This window comes from Pikeienuella piscinae, assembly GCF_011044155.1.
Lineage (GTDB): Bacteria > Pseudomonadota > Alphaproteobacteria > Rhodobacterales > Rhodobacteraceae > Pikeienuella > Pikeienuella piscinae.
In genome coordinates this window covers 1097117-1112388 of the sequence record NZ_CP049056.1, presented here as the reverse complement: position 1 = coordinate 1112388, position 15272 = coordinate 1097117, and the positions used below count along the sequence as shown (strand labels likewise).

The 15272-nt window shown below is 66.8% G+C and carries 11 protein-coding genes; 10 read left to right on the top strand and 1 reads right to left on the bottom strand.

The genetic code is table 11. The features are described from left to right. The first annotated feature begins 265 nt into the window (after window positions 1–265). Genes G5B40_RS05320 through G5B40_RS05305 form a run of 4 tightly spaced genes read left to right on the top strand, consistent with a single transcriptional unit; the run spans window position 266 to window position 5207 of the window. Window positions 266–1042, top strand: coding sequence for an enoyl-CoA hydratase-related protein (locus tag G5B40_RS05320; RefSeq protein ID WP_165095964.1), 777 nt, complete (start codon window positions 266–268; stop codon window positions 1040–1042). After that, window positions 1039–3855, top strand: coding sequence for a bifunctional [glutamine synthetase] adenylyltransferase/[glutamine synthetase]-adenylyl-L-tyrosine phosphorylase (locus tag G5B40_RS05315; protein ID WP_165095962.1), 2817 nt, complete (start codon window positions 1039–1041; stop codon window positions 3853–3855). The genes G5B40_RS05320 and G5B40_RS05315 overlap by 4 nt, the downstream gene beginning before the upstream one ends. Before the next feature lie 3 nt (window positions 3856–3858). Next, on the top strand, window positions 3859–4770 hold the full coding sequence (locus G5B40_RS05310) for a histone deacetylase family protein (protein WP_165095960.1): 912 nt from the start codon (window positions 3859–3861) through the stop codon (window positions 4768–4770). Continuing rightward, a complete protein-coding gene (locus G5B40_RS05305) occupies window positions 4767–5207 on the top strand; it encodes a tellurite resistance TerB family protein (protein ID WP_165095958.1) in 441 nt (146 codons plus the stop codon). The genes G5B40_RS05310 and G5B40_RS05305 overlap by 4 nt, the downstream gene beginning before the upstream one ends. Window positions 5208–5218: 11 nt before the next feature. On the opposite strand, the gene pepN is transcribed toward G5B40_RS05305, so the two are convergent. Further along, window positions 5219–7828: an aminopeptidase N gene (gene pepN, locus G5B40_RS05300; RefSeq protein WP_165095956.1), complete on the bottom strand. Its 2610-nt coding sequence runs from the start codon at window positions 7826–7828 to the stop codon at window positions 5219–5221. 166 nt (window positions 7829–7994) lie between these two features. On the opposite strand from pepN, the gene G5B40_RS05295 reads away from it, so the two are divergent. The 6 genes from G5B40_RS05295 to G5B40_RS05270 all read left to right on the top strand — a co-directional run bounded on the left by G5B40_RS05295 (window position 7995) and on the right by G5B40_RS05270 (window position 15200). After that, entirely contained in the window at window positions 7995–8546 is a 552-nt protein-coding gene (locus G5B40_RS05295) for a manganese efflux pump MntP (protein WP_165095954.1), read from the top strand. Window positions 8547–8639: 93 nt separating this feature from the next. After that, window positions 8640–10793: a malate synthase G gene (locus tag G5B40_RS05290; protein ID WP_165095952.1), complete on the top strand. Its 2154-nt coding sequence runs from the start codon at window positions 8640–8642 to the stop codon at window positions 10791–10793. A 105-nt stretch (window positions 10794–10898) separates the two neighbouring features. Next, window positions 10899–11396 (top strand): DUF992 domain-containing protein, encoded by a 498-nt coding sequence (locus G5B40_RS05285; protein WP_165095950.1) that lies wholly within the window; start codon window positions 10899–10901, stop codon window positions 11394–11396. A 215-nt stretch (window positions 11397–11611) separates the two neighbouring features. After that, window positions 11612–12607, top strand: a complete 996-nt coding sequence (locus G5B40_RS05280) for an ABC transporter permease (protein ID WP_165095948.1) — start codon at window positions 11612–11614, stop codon at window positions 12605–12607. Continuing rightward, window positions 12604–13548: an ABC transporter permease gene (locus tag G5B40_RS05275; RefSeq protein ID WP_165095946.1), complete on the top strand. Its 945-nt coding sequence runs from the start codon at window positions 12604–12606 to the stop codon at window positions 13546–13548. Before G5B40_RS05280 ends, G5B40_RS05275 begins: the two co-directional genes overlap by 4 nt. A gap of 2 nt (window positions 13549–13550) precedes the next feature. Continuing rightward, the gene (locus G5B40_RS05270) at window positions 13551–15200 is read left to right on the top strand and encodes an ABC transporter ATP-binding protein (RefSeq protein ID WP_165095944.1); all 1650 of its coding nucleotides are present in this window, start codon (window positions 13551–13553) and stop codon (window positions 15198–15200) included. Window positions 15201–15272 lie beyond the last annotated feature (72 nt).

Genomic DNA, 15272 nt, shown 5'->3' with positions numbered 1-15272 from the left:
CAGTGAGCTTCAGGGGTGGAGCCATGTCGTGCGGCTTCGGGTTCGCGTTGTCGGTCGCTGAGGCCGGGCGGTTTTGCTTGCGTGTGATTCGAGTTGAGGGTGTGCCGCCGCCCGGCCCGCCGCGCCGCGGCCGAATAGGCGGGATCGCGACCGCCGCCGGACGCCCCCTGATCGGGGCGGTTCGCGGTTCCGCCGCCGCGCCGCTTGGCGCCCTTGCTCGCGCCTGTATGATCCCCGGCGATGATCCGATGGGAGGCGACGCGCGATGACTTATCAGGAAATACTCTACGAGCTTGCCGAGGATGTCGCGCTGATCACGCTCAACCGGCCAGAGGCGTTGAACGGGATGACCACGGTGATGCGGGCGGAGCTGCGCCACGCCCTGGCGCGGGCGGCCGGTGAATCGCGCGCCATCGTGCTGACCGGGGCCGGGCGCGGCTTCTGCTCGGGCCAGGATCTCGGCGCGACGAAACGCGTCGCCGATATCGATCTCGAACGGCTGCTCCGCGAAGAGTATGAGCCGCTCCTGAAGTTGATAGAGGAGAGCCCGGTCCCCATCCTCTGTGCGGTCAACGGTCCGGCGGCGGGCGCGGGGGCGAATCTCGCGCTGGCCTGCGACGTGGTGATCGCCGCGCGCTCGGCCTATTTCCTCGAGGCATTTGCGCGGATCGGCCTCTTGCCGGACGCCGGGGGAACCTGGCGGCTGCCACGCAAGATCGGCCTTGCGCGGGCCATGGGCATGAGCCTCTTCGCCGAACCGATCCCGGCCCCCCAGGCCGCCGAATGGGGCCTGATCTGGGAAGTGGTGGATGATGGCGCGCTCACCGCGCGAGTCGGCGAGCTGGCCGCCCGTCTGGCGGCGGGACCGACCCGCGCCTATGGCGCGACCCGCCGCGCGATTCGCCAGAGTTTCGAGAACTCCTACCAGGAGCAACTGGCGTTGGAGGCGCGCGAACAGGGCGCGCTCGGCGCCACGCGCGACTTCGAGGAGGGCGTCCTGGCTTTCCTCGAAAAGCGCAAGCCGGCTTACGAGGGACGATGACTTCGTTCCGCGCGCGGATCGCCGCCGCACCGCAGGCCTTCGACCGGTGCCGCGGCGCGGAAACGGCGGCGCTGTTTGACGCGTCCGGGCCGCTCGGCGATCTTCTCGAAGGCGCGTCCGGGTCCAGTCCGTTCCTGTCCGGTCTGATCGCACGGGAGGCGGAATGGTTGGCGGAGGTGCTGGATGCGGCGCCCGAAGCCACGCTCGCGGGGCTTTTTCACGCCGCGGAGGCGGCGGAAGGCGTGCGTGAGACCGGCGCTGCGCTGCGCCTGATGAAGCGGCGGGCCGCGCTCCTGATTGCGCTCGCCGACCTCGGCGGGGTCTGGTCTTTGGATGCGGTGACCGCGGCGCTCTCCGACCTTGCGGACCGGGCGACGGCGCTGGCGTTCAGGGCGGCGCTGGCGGCCGAGAGCACTGGCCCGTTGAACGGTCTGACGCCGGAGGCGGCCGGGCTCGCCGTGCTCGCCATGGGCAAGGGCGGGGCGCGGGAGCTGAACTATTCTTCCGATATCGATCTCATTCTGCTGCATGATGGAGAGCGTTTCGGCGAGGACGCCGCGCAGGAACTGAAATCGCGCTGGGTCCGCGTCGCGCAGCGCGCGGTGAAGCTGCTGTCCGAGGTGAACGCGGAGGGTTACGTCTTTCGCGTCGATCTCCGGCTTCGTCCCAATCCGTCTGTGACGCCGATCTGCCTCTCGATGGAGGCGGCGGAGCGATACTACGAAAGCGTCGGCCGTACATGGGAACGGGCGGCCTTCATCAAGGCCCGGCCGGCGGCGGGCGACCTAGGCGCGGGCGAGGCGTTTCTCGAAGATCTGGCCCCCTTCATTTGGCGAAAGCATCTCGACTTCGCGGCGCTGGAGGACATCAACGACATTCGCGCCAAGATTCGTGACGCCAAGGGACTGGCCGGGCTGCGCGACCTCCCCGGCTACAACCTCAAGCTCGGGCCCGGCGGGATTCGTGAGATCGAGTTCTTTGCGCAGACGCAACAGCTTGCGCTTGGCGGGCGTGATGAGACGCTCCGGGCGCGCGGCACATGCGAAGCGCTGCGTGCGCTGGCCGAAGCCGGGCGGATTGAGGCGGACACGCGCGACGTGTTGATCGAGGCTTACCGCGCGCATCGGACGCTTGAACATCGCCTGCAGATGATCGAAGACGCGCAGACCCACGACATCCCGGTTTCGGCGGAGGCCCGCGCGCAGGTGGCGGCGCTTGGCGGCTGGCCGGATCGCGCGGCGATGGAGGCGGAGGTCGCGGTGCGGCTCGCCGAGGTCAGGGCGCTGGTTCAAAGCTTCTTCGCGCGCGCTGCGCCGAAGATGAAGGCGGCGGAATCGGTTGACGAGATTATCGACCGGCTGCCCTTCGCACGCCCCGAGATGGTTCGCGAGATGGCGGAGCGCTGGGCCGCCGGCGGCGTCGCCGCGACGCGCGACAGCCGTGCGCGCCGGAAGTTCCGCGCACTGGCGCCGGAAATCCTGTCGCGGCTGGCCAAGTCAGGGGATCCGGACGATGCGGTTCTGCAATTCGATCGGTTCCTCACCGGCCTCCCCGCCGGGGTTCAGCTTTTTTCGCTTTTCGAAGCCAATCCGCAGCTGCTCGACCTTCTTGCGGAGATTTGCGCCGCCGCGCCCCGCCTCGCCGCCTATCTCGGCCTGAACGCGGGGGTGCTGGACGCCGTTCTGGACGCCGATTTCTTTGCGCCGCTCGACGGGGCGGAGGCGCTGCGGGCCGATCTCGAAGCGGCGTTGGAGGACACCGAGGATTACGAGAGGGTGCTCGACGGGGTGCGCGCCTGGGCGAAGGAGATACGATTCCGCCTCGGCGTTCAGGTCTTGCGCGGAATCGCCGACGAGACGGAGGCTGGGCGCGGCTTCTCCGACATCGCCGAGACCTGCCTCAAGGCGCTTCTGCCTGCGGTCAAGGCTGAATTCGCGCGTCGTCACGGCCCGGCGCCGGGTCGCGGCGCGGCGGTCATCGCCATGGGCAAGCTCGGCGGGCGGGAGATGACGCCGTCCTCCGACCTCGATCTGATCGTCGTTTATGACGCCGCCGGCGTGGAGCAGTCCGAGGGGAAAAAGCCGCTGACCGTCTCGGTATATTACGCGCGGCTCACTCAGATGCTGGTCTCGGCGCTGACCGCGCCGACAGCCGAGGGCGCGCTCTACGAGGTCGATATGCGGCTTCGCCCTTCCGGCGGGCAGGGCCCGGTCGCTGTCAGCCTCGAATCTTTCCGACGCTACCAGGCGGAGGAAGCCTGGACATGGGAGCACATGGCCCTGACGCGCGCCCGTCCGGTCGCTGGCGCCGCCGACCTGCTCGTGGAGCTTGGCGAGGTCATCGAGACCGTACTCGCCGCGCCGCGAGATGCGAAGAAAACCCGCGAGGACGTGGCGGCGATGCGCGCCCGACTGATCGAGGCGCATGCGAAGGATCGCGGCGATCTATGGTCGCTCAAGCACGGCGCTGGCGGCCTGATGGATATCGAGTTCGCGGCGCAGAACGGATTGCTCTGCGCTGGCCTGACCGGCGCGCCTGCGGCTGTTCCGGCGCTTTCAAAGCTGGCGGCCGCCGGCGCGATGGCGGCGGAGGACGCCGCGGCGCTCGTTTCCGCGCATCGTCTTCAGGCCCGGCTCCAACTGGTCGAGCGCGTGGCGATCCGGGGCTCGTTCGATGCGGAGACGGCTGGTGACGGCCTCAAGGCCGCAATGGTCCGGGCGGCGGGGATGAAGGGTTTCGACGAGCTTGAAACCGCGCTTGCGGCGGCGCGCGCGGAAGCGCTCGCGATCGTCGACCGGCTGCTCGGCGGCTGAACGGTGGCCTTTCCGATCGTCTTCCATCCGGAATACGAGATTTCACTGCAGCCGCGGAATCGCTTTCCGATGTCGAAATACGGCTATATTCGCCGTGCGCTGGCGGATCGCGGGCTGATGCCGCCGGGCGGGTTCTTCGCGCCGGTCGAGGCCGGGGCGGCGGTGATCGGGCTCGCGCATGACGCGGATTACGTTGAGCGTGTGAACACGATCACGCTTCGCCCGGATGAGGCGCGGCGGATCGGCCTTCAGCAGAGCCCGGCTCTGGCGCGGCGCGTCCGGCTCTCCTCGGCCGGCACGCTCCTGGCGGCGCGACTGGCGTTGGAGCATGGTCTGGCCTGCAACGCCGCCGGGGGCTCACACCATGCGGCGCGGGGCGCCGGCGCCGGCTATTGCGTCTTCAACGATGTCGCCATCGCCGTTGCTTCGCTCTTGGCGGAAGGGGTGATCCGGCGCGCCGCGATCCTTGATCTCGATGTTCATCAGGGCGATGGGACGGCGCGGATTTTTGCCGAAGAACCACGGGCATTCACAGTTTCCCTGCACGGTGAGCGGAACTTTCCGGCGCGAAAGGCGCGGTCCGATCTCGATATCGGACTGCCCGACGGGACGGAGGACGCCGCCTATCTCTCGGCGCTGGCGGGCGCGATGGAGCGGTTGGAGGACGCTCCGGCGGATATTCTCTTTCTCAACGCCGGGGTCGACGTGGTGGCGGAAGATCGACTCGGCCGGCTGGCGCTTTCGGCCGAAGGGCTGCGGGCGCGCGAAGCAATGGCGCTCGGCTGGGCGCGGGCGCGCGGGACGCCGGTCGTCGGCGTGCTTGGCGGCGGCTACGGCCCCGACCCGGCGTTGATCGCGGCGCGGCACGCCGTCCTCTTTGAAGAAGCGGCGAAACTGACTAGTTTGATGTCATGAACGGATTTTTTCAGAGACTGACCGCCCATTTCGCTCCGCCCGCCGGCGGAGCGGCGCCGGCGCGCGACCCGGCGGCGCTGGCGCTGGCGGCGCTGATGGTGCGGCTCGCCCGGGCGGATGGCGAGTTCGACCGGGAAGAGCGCGCTGGCATCGAGGCGGCGCTCGACGCCCGCTTCGGCGACGGCGCGGCGCTTCTGGCCGAGGCCGAGACGGCGGAACGCGAAGCGCTGGACCATCACCAGTTCACCAAATTGGTGAAACAGGCCTACGCGCCGGAGGAGCGCGGCGCGCTGCTGGAGGAACTTTGGGCGGTCGTCCTCTCCGACAATGTGCGCGACGACGAGGAGAACGCGTTGATGCGCCAGTTCGCCTCGCTGCTTCACGTTTCCGATCAGGAGGTCGCGAAGGCGCGGCGCCGGGTGGAACGACGGGGCTGAAGCCGCCCCGGTCAGGTCTCCAGGATGCGCCCAACGATTTCACCCATGTCTTTAGAGATACCAGGCTTGGCCATGATCCGCTCCAGTTCTGTCCGTATCAGCGCCTGGCGGCGCTCTCCGTAGCGTCGCCATGTCTCGAAGGCGCCGGCGGTGCGCGCCGCGGTCTGCGGATTCGCGTCGTCCATTGCGATCAGCCAGTCGGCGAAGAAGCGATAGCCGGCGCCGTCCGCGGCGTGAAAGCCGACCGGGTTTCCGGCGGCGAAGGCGGCGATGAGGGAGCGGAACCTGTTCGGGTTCCGCCAGTTGAAATCCGTCTCCGCGAGCGCCTTCACCCGGTCAAGCGCGCCGGGCGCCGGGCTGGTCGCCTGCACCATCAGCCACTTGTCCATGACCAGCAGATCGCTCCGCCAGCGGTCGCGGAAGTCCATGAGCGCCCGTTCGGCGCCTGGCGCGCCGCGATGAACGAGGGCGCGGAGCGCGGCGAGGCTGTCGGTCATGTTGTCCGCCTTACTGAACGCGGCCTCTGCCGCCTCGCCGCCGTCGACATGCGTCAGAAGCGCCAGCGCGGCGTTAGCGAGGCTCCGCCGCCCGGCGGACTCAGCGTCAGGCGCATAGGGGCCGGTGACCGCCATCTTTGCGCGTAGCTCGCGAAGCGTCGGCGCGGTCGCCTCCGCCAGCGTCTCCGCCATCTGGTCGAGCGCGTGGTGGATGGCGTCCGGGTCCACCACACCTCCCTTCGCGGCGATCTCGCCTGCGATCTCGTCGTCGCCGGGCAGGGCGAGCACGAGCGCGCGAAACGCCGGGTCGAGCGACTCGTCCGTGACCGTGGTTCGCAGCGCCGCGATCCAGTCCGGATCGATTCTACCCCCGCCATCGGCGAGTTCCCCGGCGATGCTGAGCGCGAAGGCGCGCGCGGCCTCCCATCGGTTGAAAGGATCAGTGTCGTGACCCATCAGAATCGCGCGATCTGCGGGCGAGATGCGCCGCTCGACGATCGCCGGGGCCGAGAAGTTGCGGAAGAGAGAGGCGACCGGGCGCTCGGGCAGATCGAAGCGGAAGCTTTGCTCGGCCTTGTCGAGAACGAGCAACCCGTCCTCGCCGAGATTCCGCCCGTCGGCGTCGAGAAAGCCATAGGCGCAGGGGATGACCAGCGGGCGCTTCTCGCGCTGGCCCGGAGTCGGCTTCGTCTCCTGCGCCAGCGTCAACGTGTAGACGCCTTGGTCATAGTCTTCTTTCACGGATACGCGCGGCGTGCCGGCCTGCGAGTACCAGAGGGCGAAATGGGAAAGATCGCGCCCCGTGGCGTCCTCGAACACCCGCAGCCAGTCCTCGATCGTGCAGGCCTCGCCGTCATGACGGTCGAAATAGAGATCGAGCGCGGCGCGGTAAGAGCTGGCGCCGACCAGAAGCCGGAGCATACGGATCAGCTCCGCGCCTTTCTCGTAGACTGTCGCGGTGTAGAAATTGTTGATCTCGACATAGGCTTCGGGGCGGACCGGATGGGCGAGGGGGCCGGAATCCTCCCGGAACTGGCGGGCGCGGAGCGTCGCGACATCGGCGATCCGGCAGACCGGAGCCGAGCGTTGATCGGCCGAGAACTGCTGGTCACGGAAAACCGTCAGCCCCTCCTTCAGGCAGAGTTGGAACCAGTCGCGGCAGGTGATCCGATCGCCGGTCCAGTTGTGGAAATACTCATGTGCGATGATCGCCTCGATGCGCGCGTAATCCGCGTCGGTCGCGGTCTCCGGGCTGGCGAGCACGTATTTCGAGTTGAAGATGTTGAGGCCCTTGTTCTCCATCGCCCCCATGTTGAAATCGTCGACCGCGACGATCTGGAACAGGTCGAGATCGTATTCGCGGCCATAGACCTCCTCGTCCCACTTCATCGAACGTTTCAATGCATCCATCGCATAGGCGCAGCGATCTTCGTCGCCCGGCCGCACCCAGATGCGAAGCGCGACCTCGCGGCCCGACTGCGTGGTGAAGCGGTCGTCATGGCTGACGAGATCGCCGGCGACGAGGGCGAAGAGATAGGAGGGCTTCGGCCAGGGATCGCGCCATTCGGCGAAGCGCCGGCCGTCCCTGAGCGCGCCGGAGGCGACGAGATTGCCGTTGGAGAGGAGCACCGGCGCGTCGCCCTCGATCCTGACCTCGAAACGCGCCATCACGTCGGGCCGGTCCGGATAGAAGGTGATCTTCCGAAACCCCTCCGCCTCGCATTGGGTGCAATACATCCCGGACGACATATAGAGTCCTTCGAGCGCGGTGTTGGCGGAAGGGTCGATCTCGGTCACGCAGGTCCATTCGAACCCGCTCTCTCGCGCGCTCTCCGGCAGCGCGGCGGCGGAGACGGTCAGGCTCTCCTCGCCCTCGATCATCGCCTCCGCGGGGACCGGCCGGCCGTCGATGGCGGCGGAGAGGAGGCGCATCGAATGACCGTCGAGCCGGAAGTCGGCGGGGCCGGTCCCGTTCCGCTTTACCTTCAGCGTCGCCGTCACCCTTGTGGCGGTCGGCTGGAGATCGAAGTTCAGCCGGGTTTCCTCCACCAGCCAGTCGGGGGCGCGGTAATCCACGAGGCGGGTGGTCTGATCGGCGCGCGGGGCGGCGTCTTCGGGGCGCATGGGGAGATTCCTTTATTCTGGCGTCCCGCACTATGGCGCCGCCGCCGGCGCGTTCAAGCGGAGCCAGTTGCACATGCGTCTCATGATTGTTCAACTATTTGATATTATTGACAAAGTTGAAATTCGGGCTTATCCGGACGGCCCCTGATCGACAGGAGCCGCGATGATGTCCGCCCCCGCACTCGTTCTGATCGCCATCGGCCTTTCGGTCGACGCGATGGTCGCCGCGCTCGGCCGCGGCGCCGGGCTGGCGCGCCCGCGGCCAGCAGCGGCGCTTCGGATCGGCCTCGTCTTCGCGGCGGCGGAGGCGGGGTTCGCGCTGCTCGGCTGGTCGATCGGCCATGTCGCCGGCGACGCGCTGGCGGCGGTCGATCACTGGATCGCGTTCGGACTTCTGGGTTTCGTCGGGTTCCGGATGATGCGCGGCGCGGGCGGCGGCGCGGTCGTTGCGAACGGCGCCGGCGCGCTCGCGCTGACGGCTGTGGCGCTGGGCTCGGGCGTGGACGCGCTGGCGGTCGGCGGCTCGCTCGCGCTGGTCGAGGCGCCGATCCTTCCTCTGGCGGGGGCGGTCGCGGCGGCGACTTTCCTGATGTCGGCGGCGGGGGTGATGCTGGCGGGGCGCCTCGGCCCGCGTTTCGGTGTGGGGGCGGAGCGGGCCGGCGGCGCGCTTCTCGTCGCGCTCGGCCTCTCGATCCTCGTCTCGCATCTCTTCGGCTGAACCGCGCGGGTTTCCGACCGGAAACGCCGGGATTGAATCGGCTCGGGGCCGGTTGTATCCGCTGCTGCACGATTGCAGCGGAAAGGACCTGATATGAGCGAGCGCGTGACCATCGAGGGCCTGGAAGTCGACCGGCGTCTCGCCAGTTTCATCGACGCGCAGGCGCTGCCCGGCTCGGGTGTTGAGCGTGGCGCGTTCTGGCGCGGGCTCTCGGCGCTGATCCACGATTTCGGGCCGAAGAATCGCGCGCTTCTGGCGAAACGCGAGGAATTGCAAGGGCGGATCGACGAGTGGCACCGCGCGAACGGCCCCGGCGAGCCGGCGGCCTATCGGGCGTTTCTCGAAGAGATCGGTTATCTCCTGCCGGAAGGGCCGGATTTCACCATCGAGACGAAGAACACCGACCCCGAAGTCGCGTCCATTCCCGGGCCGCAACTCGTCGTTCCGGTGATGAACGCGCGCTACGCGCTCAATGCCGCGAATGCGCGCTGGGGGTCGCTCTATGACGCGCTCTACGGCACCGACGCGCTGGGCGACGCTCCGAAGGGCGGCGGCTACGATCCGGAGCGGGGCGCGCGCGTCGTCGCCTGGGCGAAGGCGTTTCTGGACAAGGCTGCACCCCTCGCCGGCGGATCGCACGCCGACGCCACGGAATATCGCGTCTCTGGCGGCGCCTTGAGGGTCGTTCTGTCCTCCGGCGAAACCGGATTGGCCGATCCTGCGCAATTCGCGGGCCATGCCGGCGAGGCGGACGCGCCCTCCGCCATCCTCCTGAAGAATAACGGCCTTCATATCGAGATCTCAATCGATCGCGCCCACGCCATCGGCAAGGACGATCCTGCGGGCGTCGCCGATCTGCTGATCGAGGCGGCGATCTCCACCATCATGGATTGCGAGGATTCCGTCGCCGCGGTGGACGCCGAGGACAAGGTCCTCGCCTACGCCAACTGGCTTGGCCTCAACCGGGGCGATCTGAAGGAGGAGGTCGCCAAGGGCGGCGAGACATTCATCCGCGCGATGAACCCGGATCGCGAATACGTCGCGCCCGACGGCGGCGTTCTGAAGCTCAAGGGCCGCTCGCTGATGCTGGTCCGCAATGTCGGCCACCTGATGTCTAACCCGGCGATTCTGGATCGTGACGGGGCGGAGGCGCAGGAAGGGCTGATGGACGCGATGATCACCGTCCTCTGCGCCATGCATGACCTGAACGGCGCGCGCGCCAACAGCCCCGAAGGTTCGATCTATGTCGTGAAGCCGAAGATGCACGGGCCGGAGGAAGTCGCCTTCACCGACGCGATCTTCACCCATGTGGAAAAGACGCTCGGCCTCGCGCCCTCGACGGTGAAGATCGGCGTCATGGATGAGGAACGGCGCACCACGCTGAACCTGAAAGAATGCGTCCGCGCGGCGAAGTCGCGGCTCTTCTTCATCAACACCGGCTTTCTCGACCGTACCGGCGACGAGATTCACACCTCGATGGAGGCGGGGCCGATGGTGCGCAAGGGGGCGATGAAATCGGAGACCTGGATCAAGGCCTATGAGGACTGGAACGTCGATATCGGGCTTATCTGCGGGCTGACCGGCAAGGCGCAGATCGGCAAGGGCATGTGGGCGATGCCGGACCTGATGGCCGACATGCTGGAGCAGAAGATCGGCCATCCGAAGGCGGGCGCGACCTGCGCCTGGGTGCCGTCGCCGACGGCGGCGACGCTGCATGCGACGCATTACCACGAAGTCGACGTGCTGGCTCTTCAGACTGAAATGGCGCGGGGGGGGCGCCGCGCCAGCCGCGACGATCTCCTGGCGATTCCCGTCTCGAAAGGCCGGAACTGGTCCGCTGAGGAGATCACGGCCGAGATCGAGAACAACGCGCAGGGGATTCTCGGATATGTGGTGCGTTGGGTCGATCAGGGCGTCGGCTGCTCCAAGGTTCCCGATATCAACGATGTCGGCCTGATGGAGGACCGGGCGACCTGCCGGATCTCCTCCCAGCATCTTGCGAACTGGCTCCGTCATGGCGTTGTCGGCAAGGACGAGGTCAACGCTGCGATGGAGCGGATGGCGGCGAAGGTGGACGCCCAGAACGCCGACGACGCCGCATATGAGCCGATGGCGCCCGGCTATGACGGCGTCGCCTACCGGGCCGCCTGCGATCTTGTCTTCGAGGGCGCGGCGCAACCTTCCGGTTATACCGAACCGGTCCTGCATCGGCGTCGTCTGGAGAAGAAGGCGAAGGCCGCCGGGTGAGACTTTTCGCACGGGGCGGGACGAATGAGAGTTGATCCACGCGGCGTGAGACACGATCATGCCGCCGCTACGCCTGTGGCCCTGAACTTATCGAGAGGATTTCCTATGCCCATGAAGTTCGCCTCCGCTTTCGCGATCAGCGCGGCAGCCCTGGCAGGAGCGGCGCTCGCGCCGGTCGTGGTTTCGGCGGAAGAGAATGATGTCGAAATCGGCACGCTCACCTGTCGCCAGATCGACCGCACGAACCTCGTCGTGTTCTCCGAAGCGACATTCGATTGCACCTTTGATCCGACGAGCGGAGAGAACGAAAAATACAAAGGCAAGACCACGAAGGTCGGCGTCGATCTCACCGCCTACAAGGTCGAGACCCTGCTCTGGTACGTGTTCGCGCCGTCGGCTGATCACGCCCCTGGCGCGCTTCAGGGCGATTACGGCGGCGCTAGCGTGGATGCCACGGTCGGTGTCGGCGGCGGCGTGCGTGTGCTGGTCGGAGGGTTCGAACGCTCCTTCACGCTTCAGCCCGCCTCCGTCTCTGGTCAGACGGGCGTCGGCATCGCCGCCGGGATCGAGGCGTTCGAGCTTACCTATATGCCGGACCAGTGACATAGCAGCGTTCTGGGAAGAAGAGCCGGCGGCCGCTCGTTGCGGCGGCCCCGGCGCGGCTGCGGAAATGTGATATCGCGGCCGCGACTTTTTTGCCTTGTCGGATCGCCCGACGCCTGTCTAACCTGCCGAACCCCGATCGCGCATCTGCGCACCGCGGGGATGATGGGACCCGCGTCGCGAAAGAGCGCGGGCCCGACCAGCAGGAGTGAGTATTGACAGCAATTCTGACATTGGTCGGAAAGCGCCTCGCCTTGGGGCTGCTGACCCTCTTCGTCGTATCGGTCATCATCTTCGCGGCGATCGAGGCGCTGCCCGGCGATTTCGCCGAGGAAATACTAGGCCAGGGCGCGACGCCGGAAGCGGTGGCGGCGATCCGCCGCGACCTCGGTCTGGATCAGACGCCGGTCGCCCGGTATTTCTCATGGCTCGGCGGCGTCGTGCAGGGGGATTTCGGCGTCAGTTTCGCGCAGTTGTCCTTCGCTGGGAATTTCGGCACCGCGAACCGCGACGCCGTCACCGTGGCGGACCAGATCGCGCCGCGTTTCAGTAACACGATCTTTCTCGCGTCCGTGGCGGCGGCGATCTCGGTGCCGCTCAGCCTCACGCTCGGGCTTCTCGCCGCGCTTTATCGGGGTTCATTCTATGATCGCTTCATCAACGTCTTTACGCTGTCATCGATCTCCAGCCCGGAATTCTTCGTCTCCTACATCCTGATCCTGTTTCTGGCGGTGGTGTTCCCGGTCTTTCCGTCGATCTCCAACATCAACGCTGATCTGGATTTCTTCCAGCGACTGGAACGAACGCTGCTGCCGGCGCTGGTGCTTACGCTGGTTGTGATGGCGCACATGATGCGGATGACGCGGGCGGCGATCGTCAACCTGCTTGCGAGCCCCTATATCGAGATGGCGCGGCTGAAAGGAGTGAAACCCTGGCAGGTGATCCTGCGGCACGCGCTGCCGAACGCGCTGGCGCCGATCATCAACGTCATCGCCCTCAATCTCGCCTATCTCGTCACCGGGGTGGTGGTGGTTGAGGTGGTCTTCGTCTACCCCGGCATCGGTCAGCTCTTCGTCGATGCGGTGAAGTTCCGCGACATGCCCATCGTGCAGGCCTGCTGCCTGATCTTCGCCGCCGCCTATATTCTGCTGAACCTCACCGCCGACGTCATGTCGATCCTCACCAACCCCCGGCTGAGGCACCCGAAATGACCGGCTTTCTGCTCTATGTCATCCTGCCGATCGCGGCGCTCGTCGCGCTCGGCTGGGCCTCGCGAACTGGGATCGGACGGGTGATCGCGGGGCCGGCCGGGGCGTTCTTCCGGTCGATGCCGCTGACCGCCGCCTTCGGGCTGGTGGTGATCGTCATCTACGTTCTCGGCGCGATCTTCGCGCCGGCGCTCGCGCCCTATGGCGAAAGTATGGTTTTCGACAAGATCAACCTGTTGCCCGGCGATGACCCGATGCATATCCTCGGGACCGACCAGATCGGGCGTGATCTTCTGACCCGGTTGATCTATGGTGGACGGAACACCGTCGGGATCGCTTTCGTCACCACGGTGTTGGCCTTTCTGCTCGGCGCGACGCTCGGTTTCCTCGCGGCGGTGCTGGGCGGCTGGCTGGATCAGGCGCTTTCGCGCCTTGTCGACGCGTTGATGGCGATCCCGCAGCTCATCTTCGCGTTGCTGCTCATCACGATCTTCGGCCAGTCGACGATCAACATGATCCTCGTGATCGCGGTGCTCGATTCGACTCGGGTTTTCCGGCTTTCCCGCGCCGTCGGGGCGAATATCGTGGTGATGGACTATATCGAGGCGGCGAAGCTGAGGGGTGAAAGCTACGGCTATCTGATCTTTCGGGAGATCCTGCCGAACGCCACCGCGCCGCTGCTGGCGGAATTCGGGCTTCGGTTCTGTTTCGTCTTCCTGCTGATCGCGTCACTCTCCTTCCTTGGCATCGGCATCCAGCCGCCGCTCGCCGATTGGGGAACGATGGTGCGCGAGCTTGGCCAGTTCATCAATTTCGCCGGATTCGGCGAATGGCTGATCGCCTCCCTGCCGCTAATGCCGGCCGCCGCCATCGCGCTTCTGACTGTCGCGGTGAACTTCGTGGTGGACTGGATGCTCCACCGCTATTCGGGCCTCAAGGAGTGAGCATGGACAAGATCCCGCTCGTGAAGATTCGCGGTCTCGAGATCGAGGGCCGGTCGGGCGAGGACTGGCTGCCGATCGTCAACGGCGTCGATATCGACCTTGCGCGGGGCGAGGTGCTGGGGCTGATCGGCGAGTCGGGCGCGGGCAAGTCGACCATCGGCCTCGCCGCGATGGGGTTCACGCGCGACGGATGCCGGATATCCGGCGGATCGGTGGAGTTCGACGGGATCGACCTTGTGGCGGCGAGCCCGGAGGCGAAACGCCGGCTGCTCGGCAAACGCATCGCCTATGTCGCGCAATCGGCGGCCGCGAGCTTCAATCCCGCGCATCGGCTGATCGACCAGCATACCGAAGGGCCGGTGCTGCATGGCGTCCGGTCGCAGGCCGAAAGCCGCGAGGACGCGATGGAGCTTTACGCCCGGCTCCGCCTGCCCAATCCCGAGGAGATCGGCTTTCGCTATCCGCACCAGGTGTCCGGCGGCCAGCTTCAGCGCGCGATGACGGCGATGGCGATGTCATGCCGGCCCGACCTGATCGTCTTCGATGAGCCGACGACCGCGCTCGACGTCACCACGCAGATCGAGGTGCTGGCGGCGATTCGCGACATCGTCGAGCAGTTTGACACCGCCGCGATCTATATCACCCATGATCTGGCCGTGGTCGCGCAAATGGCGGACCGGATCAAGGTGCTGCTGAAGGGCGACGAGGTGGAGGAGGCCGAGACCGGCGCCATGCTCTCGGCCCCGAAAGAGGCCTACACCAAATCGCTCTGGGCGGTCAGGAGCTTTCAGCGCGCGGACCGGCCCGGCCCCGGGCCGGACGCGACGCCGGTGGTTTCCGTCAGGAATGTCACCGCCGCCTACGGGCCTGTCACGGTTCTGCACGATGTGAGCTTCGATATCCACGCCGGGCGGACGGTTGCGGTCGTCGGTGAATCCGGCTCCGGCAAGTCCACCGCGGCGCGGGTGATCACCGGGCTGCTGCCGCCGTTGTCGGGCGAGGTTCGTTTCGATGGTGAGGCGCTGCCGGCGTCCTACCGCCAGCGCAGCAAGGATCAACTGCGCCAGGCGCAGATGATCTACCAGATGGCGGACACCGCGCTGAATCCGAAAATGAAAATCGCGGACATCATCGCCCGCCCGATAAAGTTCTACATGGGGCTCCGGGGCGCGCGGCTGCGGGCGCGGGTCGATGAGTTGCTGGAACAGATCGAATTGACGCCGGATCAGTTTCGAAACCGGCTGCCGTCCGAGCTTTCCGGCGGCCAGAAACAGCGGGTCGGAATCGCGCGCGCGCTCGCCGCCGAACCGAAATTCATCATCTGCGACGAGGTGACGAGCGCGCTCGACCAGCTTGTGGCGGAAGGCATCCTCAAGCTTCTCGACCGTCTGCAGCGCGAGCTGAACCTCGCCTACATGTTCATCACGCACGACCTTGCGACGGTGCGCTCCATCGCCGACGAGGTGGTGGTGATGAAGGAGGGCAAGGTGGTCGAATCCGGCCCGAAGGCCGAGATGTTCACCCCGCCGCATCACGCCTATACCGATCTTCTGCTGAGTTCGGTGCCGGAGATGGACCCTGACTGGCTCACGCGCCTTCTGGCGGCCCGCGGCGCCGAGAATATTGGCGAGGCCGCCTCCACGAAGATCTGAGGGTCGCATTCGAACGCGGAATCGTCGTATATCGCGTTCATGTTTCGAAGAGCCCGGCGAGCATCGTCGGGG

Excerpts from the sequence above, each read along its gene's own strand:
- G5B40_RS05320 (WP_165095964.1), top strand. The coding sequence starts at position 266 with ATGACTTATCAGGAAATACTCTACGAGCTTGCCGAGGATGTCGCGCTG.
- G5B40_RS05315 (WP_165095962.1), top strand. The coding sequence starts at position 1,039 with ATGACTTCGTTCCGCGCGCGGATCGCCGCCGCACCGCAGGCCTTCGAC.
- G5B40_RS05305 (WP_165095958.1), top strand. The coding sequence starts at position 4,767 with ATGAACGGATTTTTTCAGAGACTGACCGCCCATTTCGCTCCGCCCGCC.
- pepN (WP_165095956.1), bottom strand. The coding sequence starts at position 7,828 with ATGCGCCCCGAAGACGCCGCCCCGCGCGCCGATCAGACCACCCGCCTC.
- G5B40_RS05295 (WP_165095954.1), top strand. The coding sequence starts at position 7,995 with ATGTCCGCCCCCGCACTCGTTCTGATCGCCATCGGCCTTTCGGTCGAC.
- G5B40_RS05290 (WP_165095952.1), top strand. The coding sequence starts at position 8,640 with ATGAGCGAGCGCGTGACCATCGAGGGCCTGGAAGTCGACCGGCGTCTC.
- G5B40_RS05285 (WP_165095950.1), top strand. The coding sequence starts at position 10,899 with ATGCCCATGAAGTTCGCCTCCGCTTTCGCGATCAGCGCGGCAGCCCTG.
- G5B40_RS05275 (WP_165095946.1), top strand. The coding sequence starts at position 12,604 with ATGACCGGCTTTCTGCTCTATGTCATCCTGCCGATCGCGGCGCTCGTC.
- G5B40_RS05270 (WP_165095944.1), top strand. The coding sequence starts at position 13,551 with ATGGACAAGATCCCGCTCGTGAAGATTCGCGGTCTCGAGATCGAGGGC.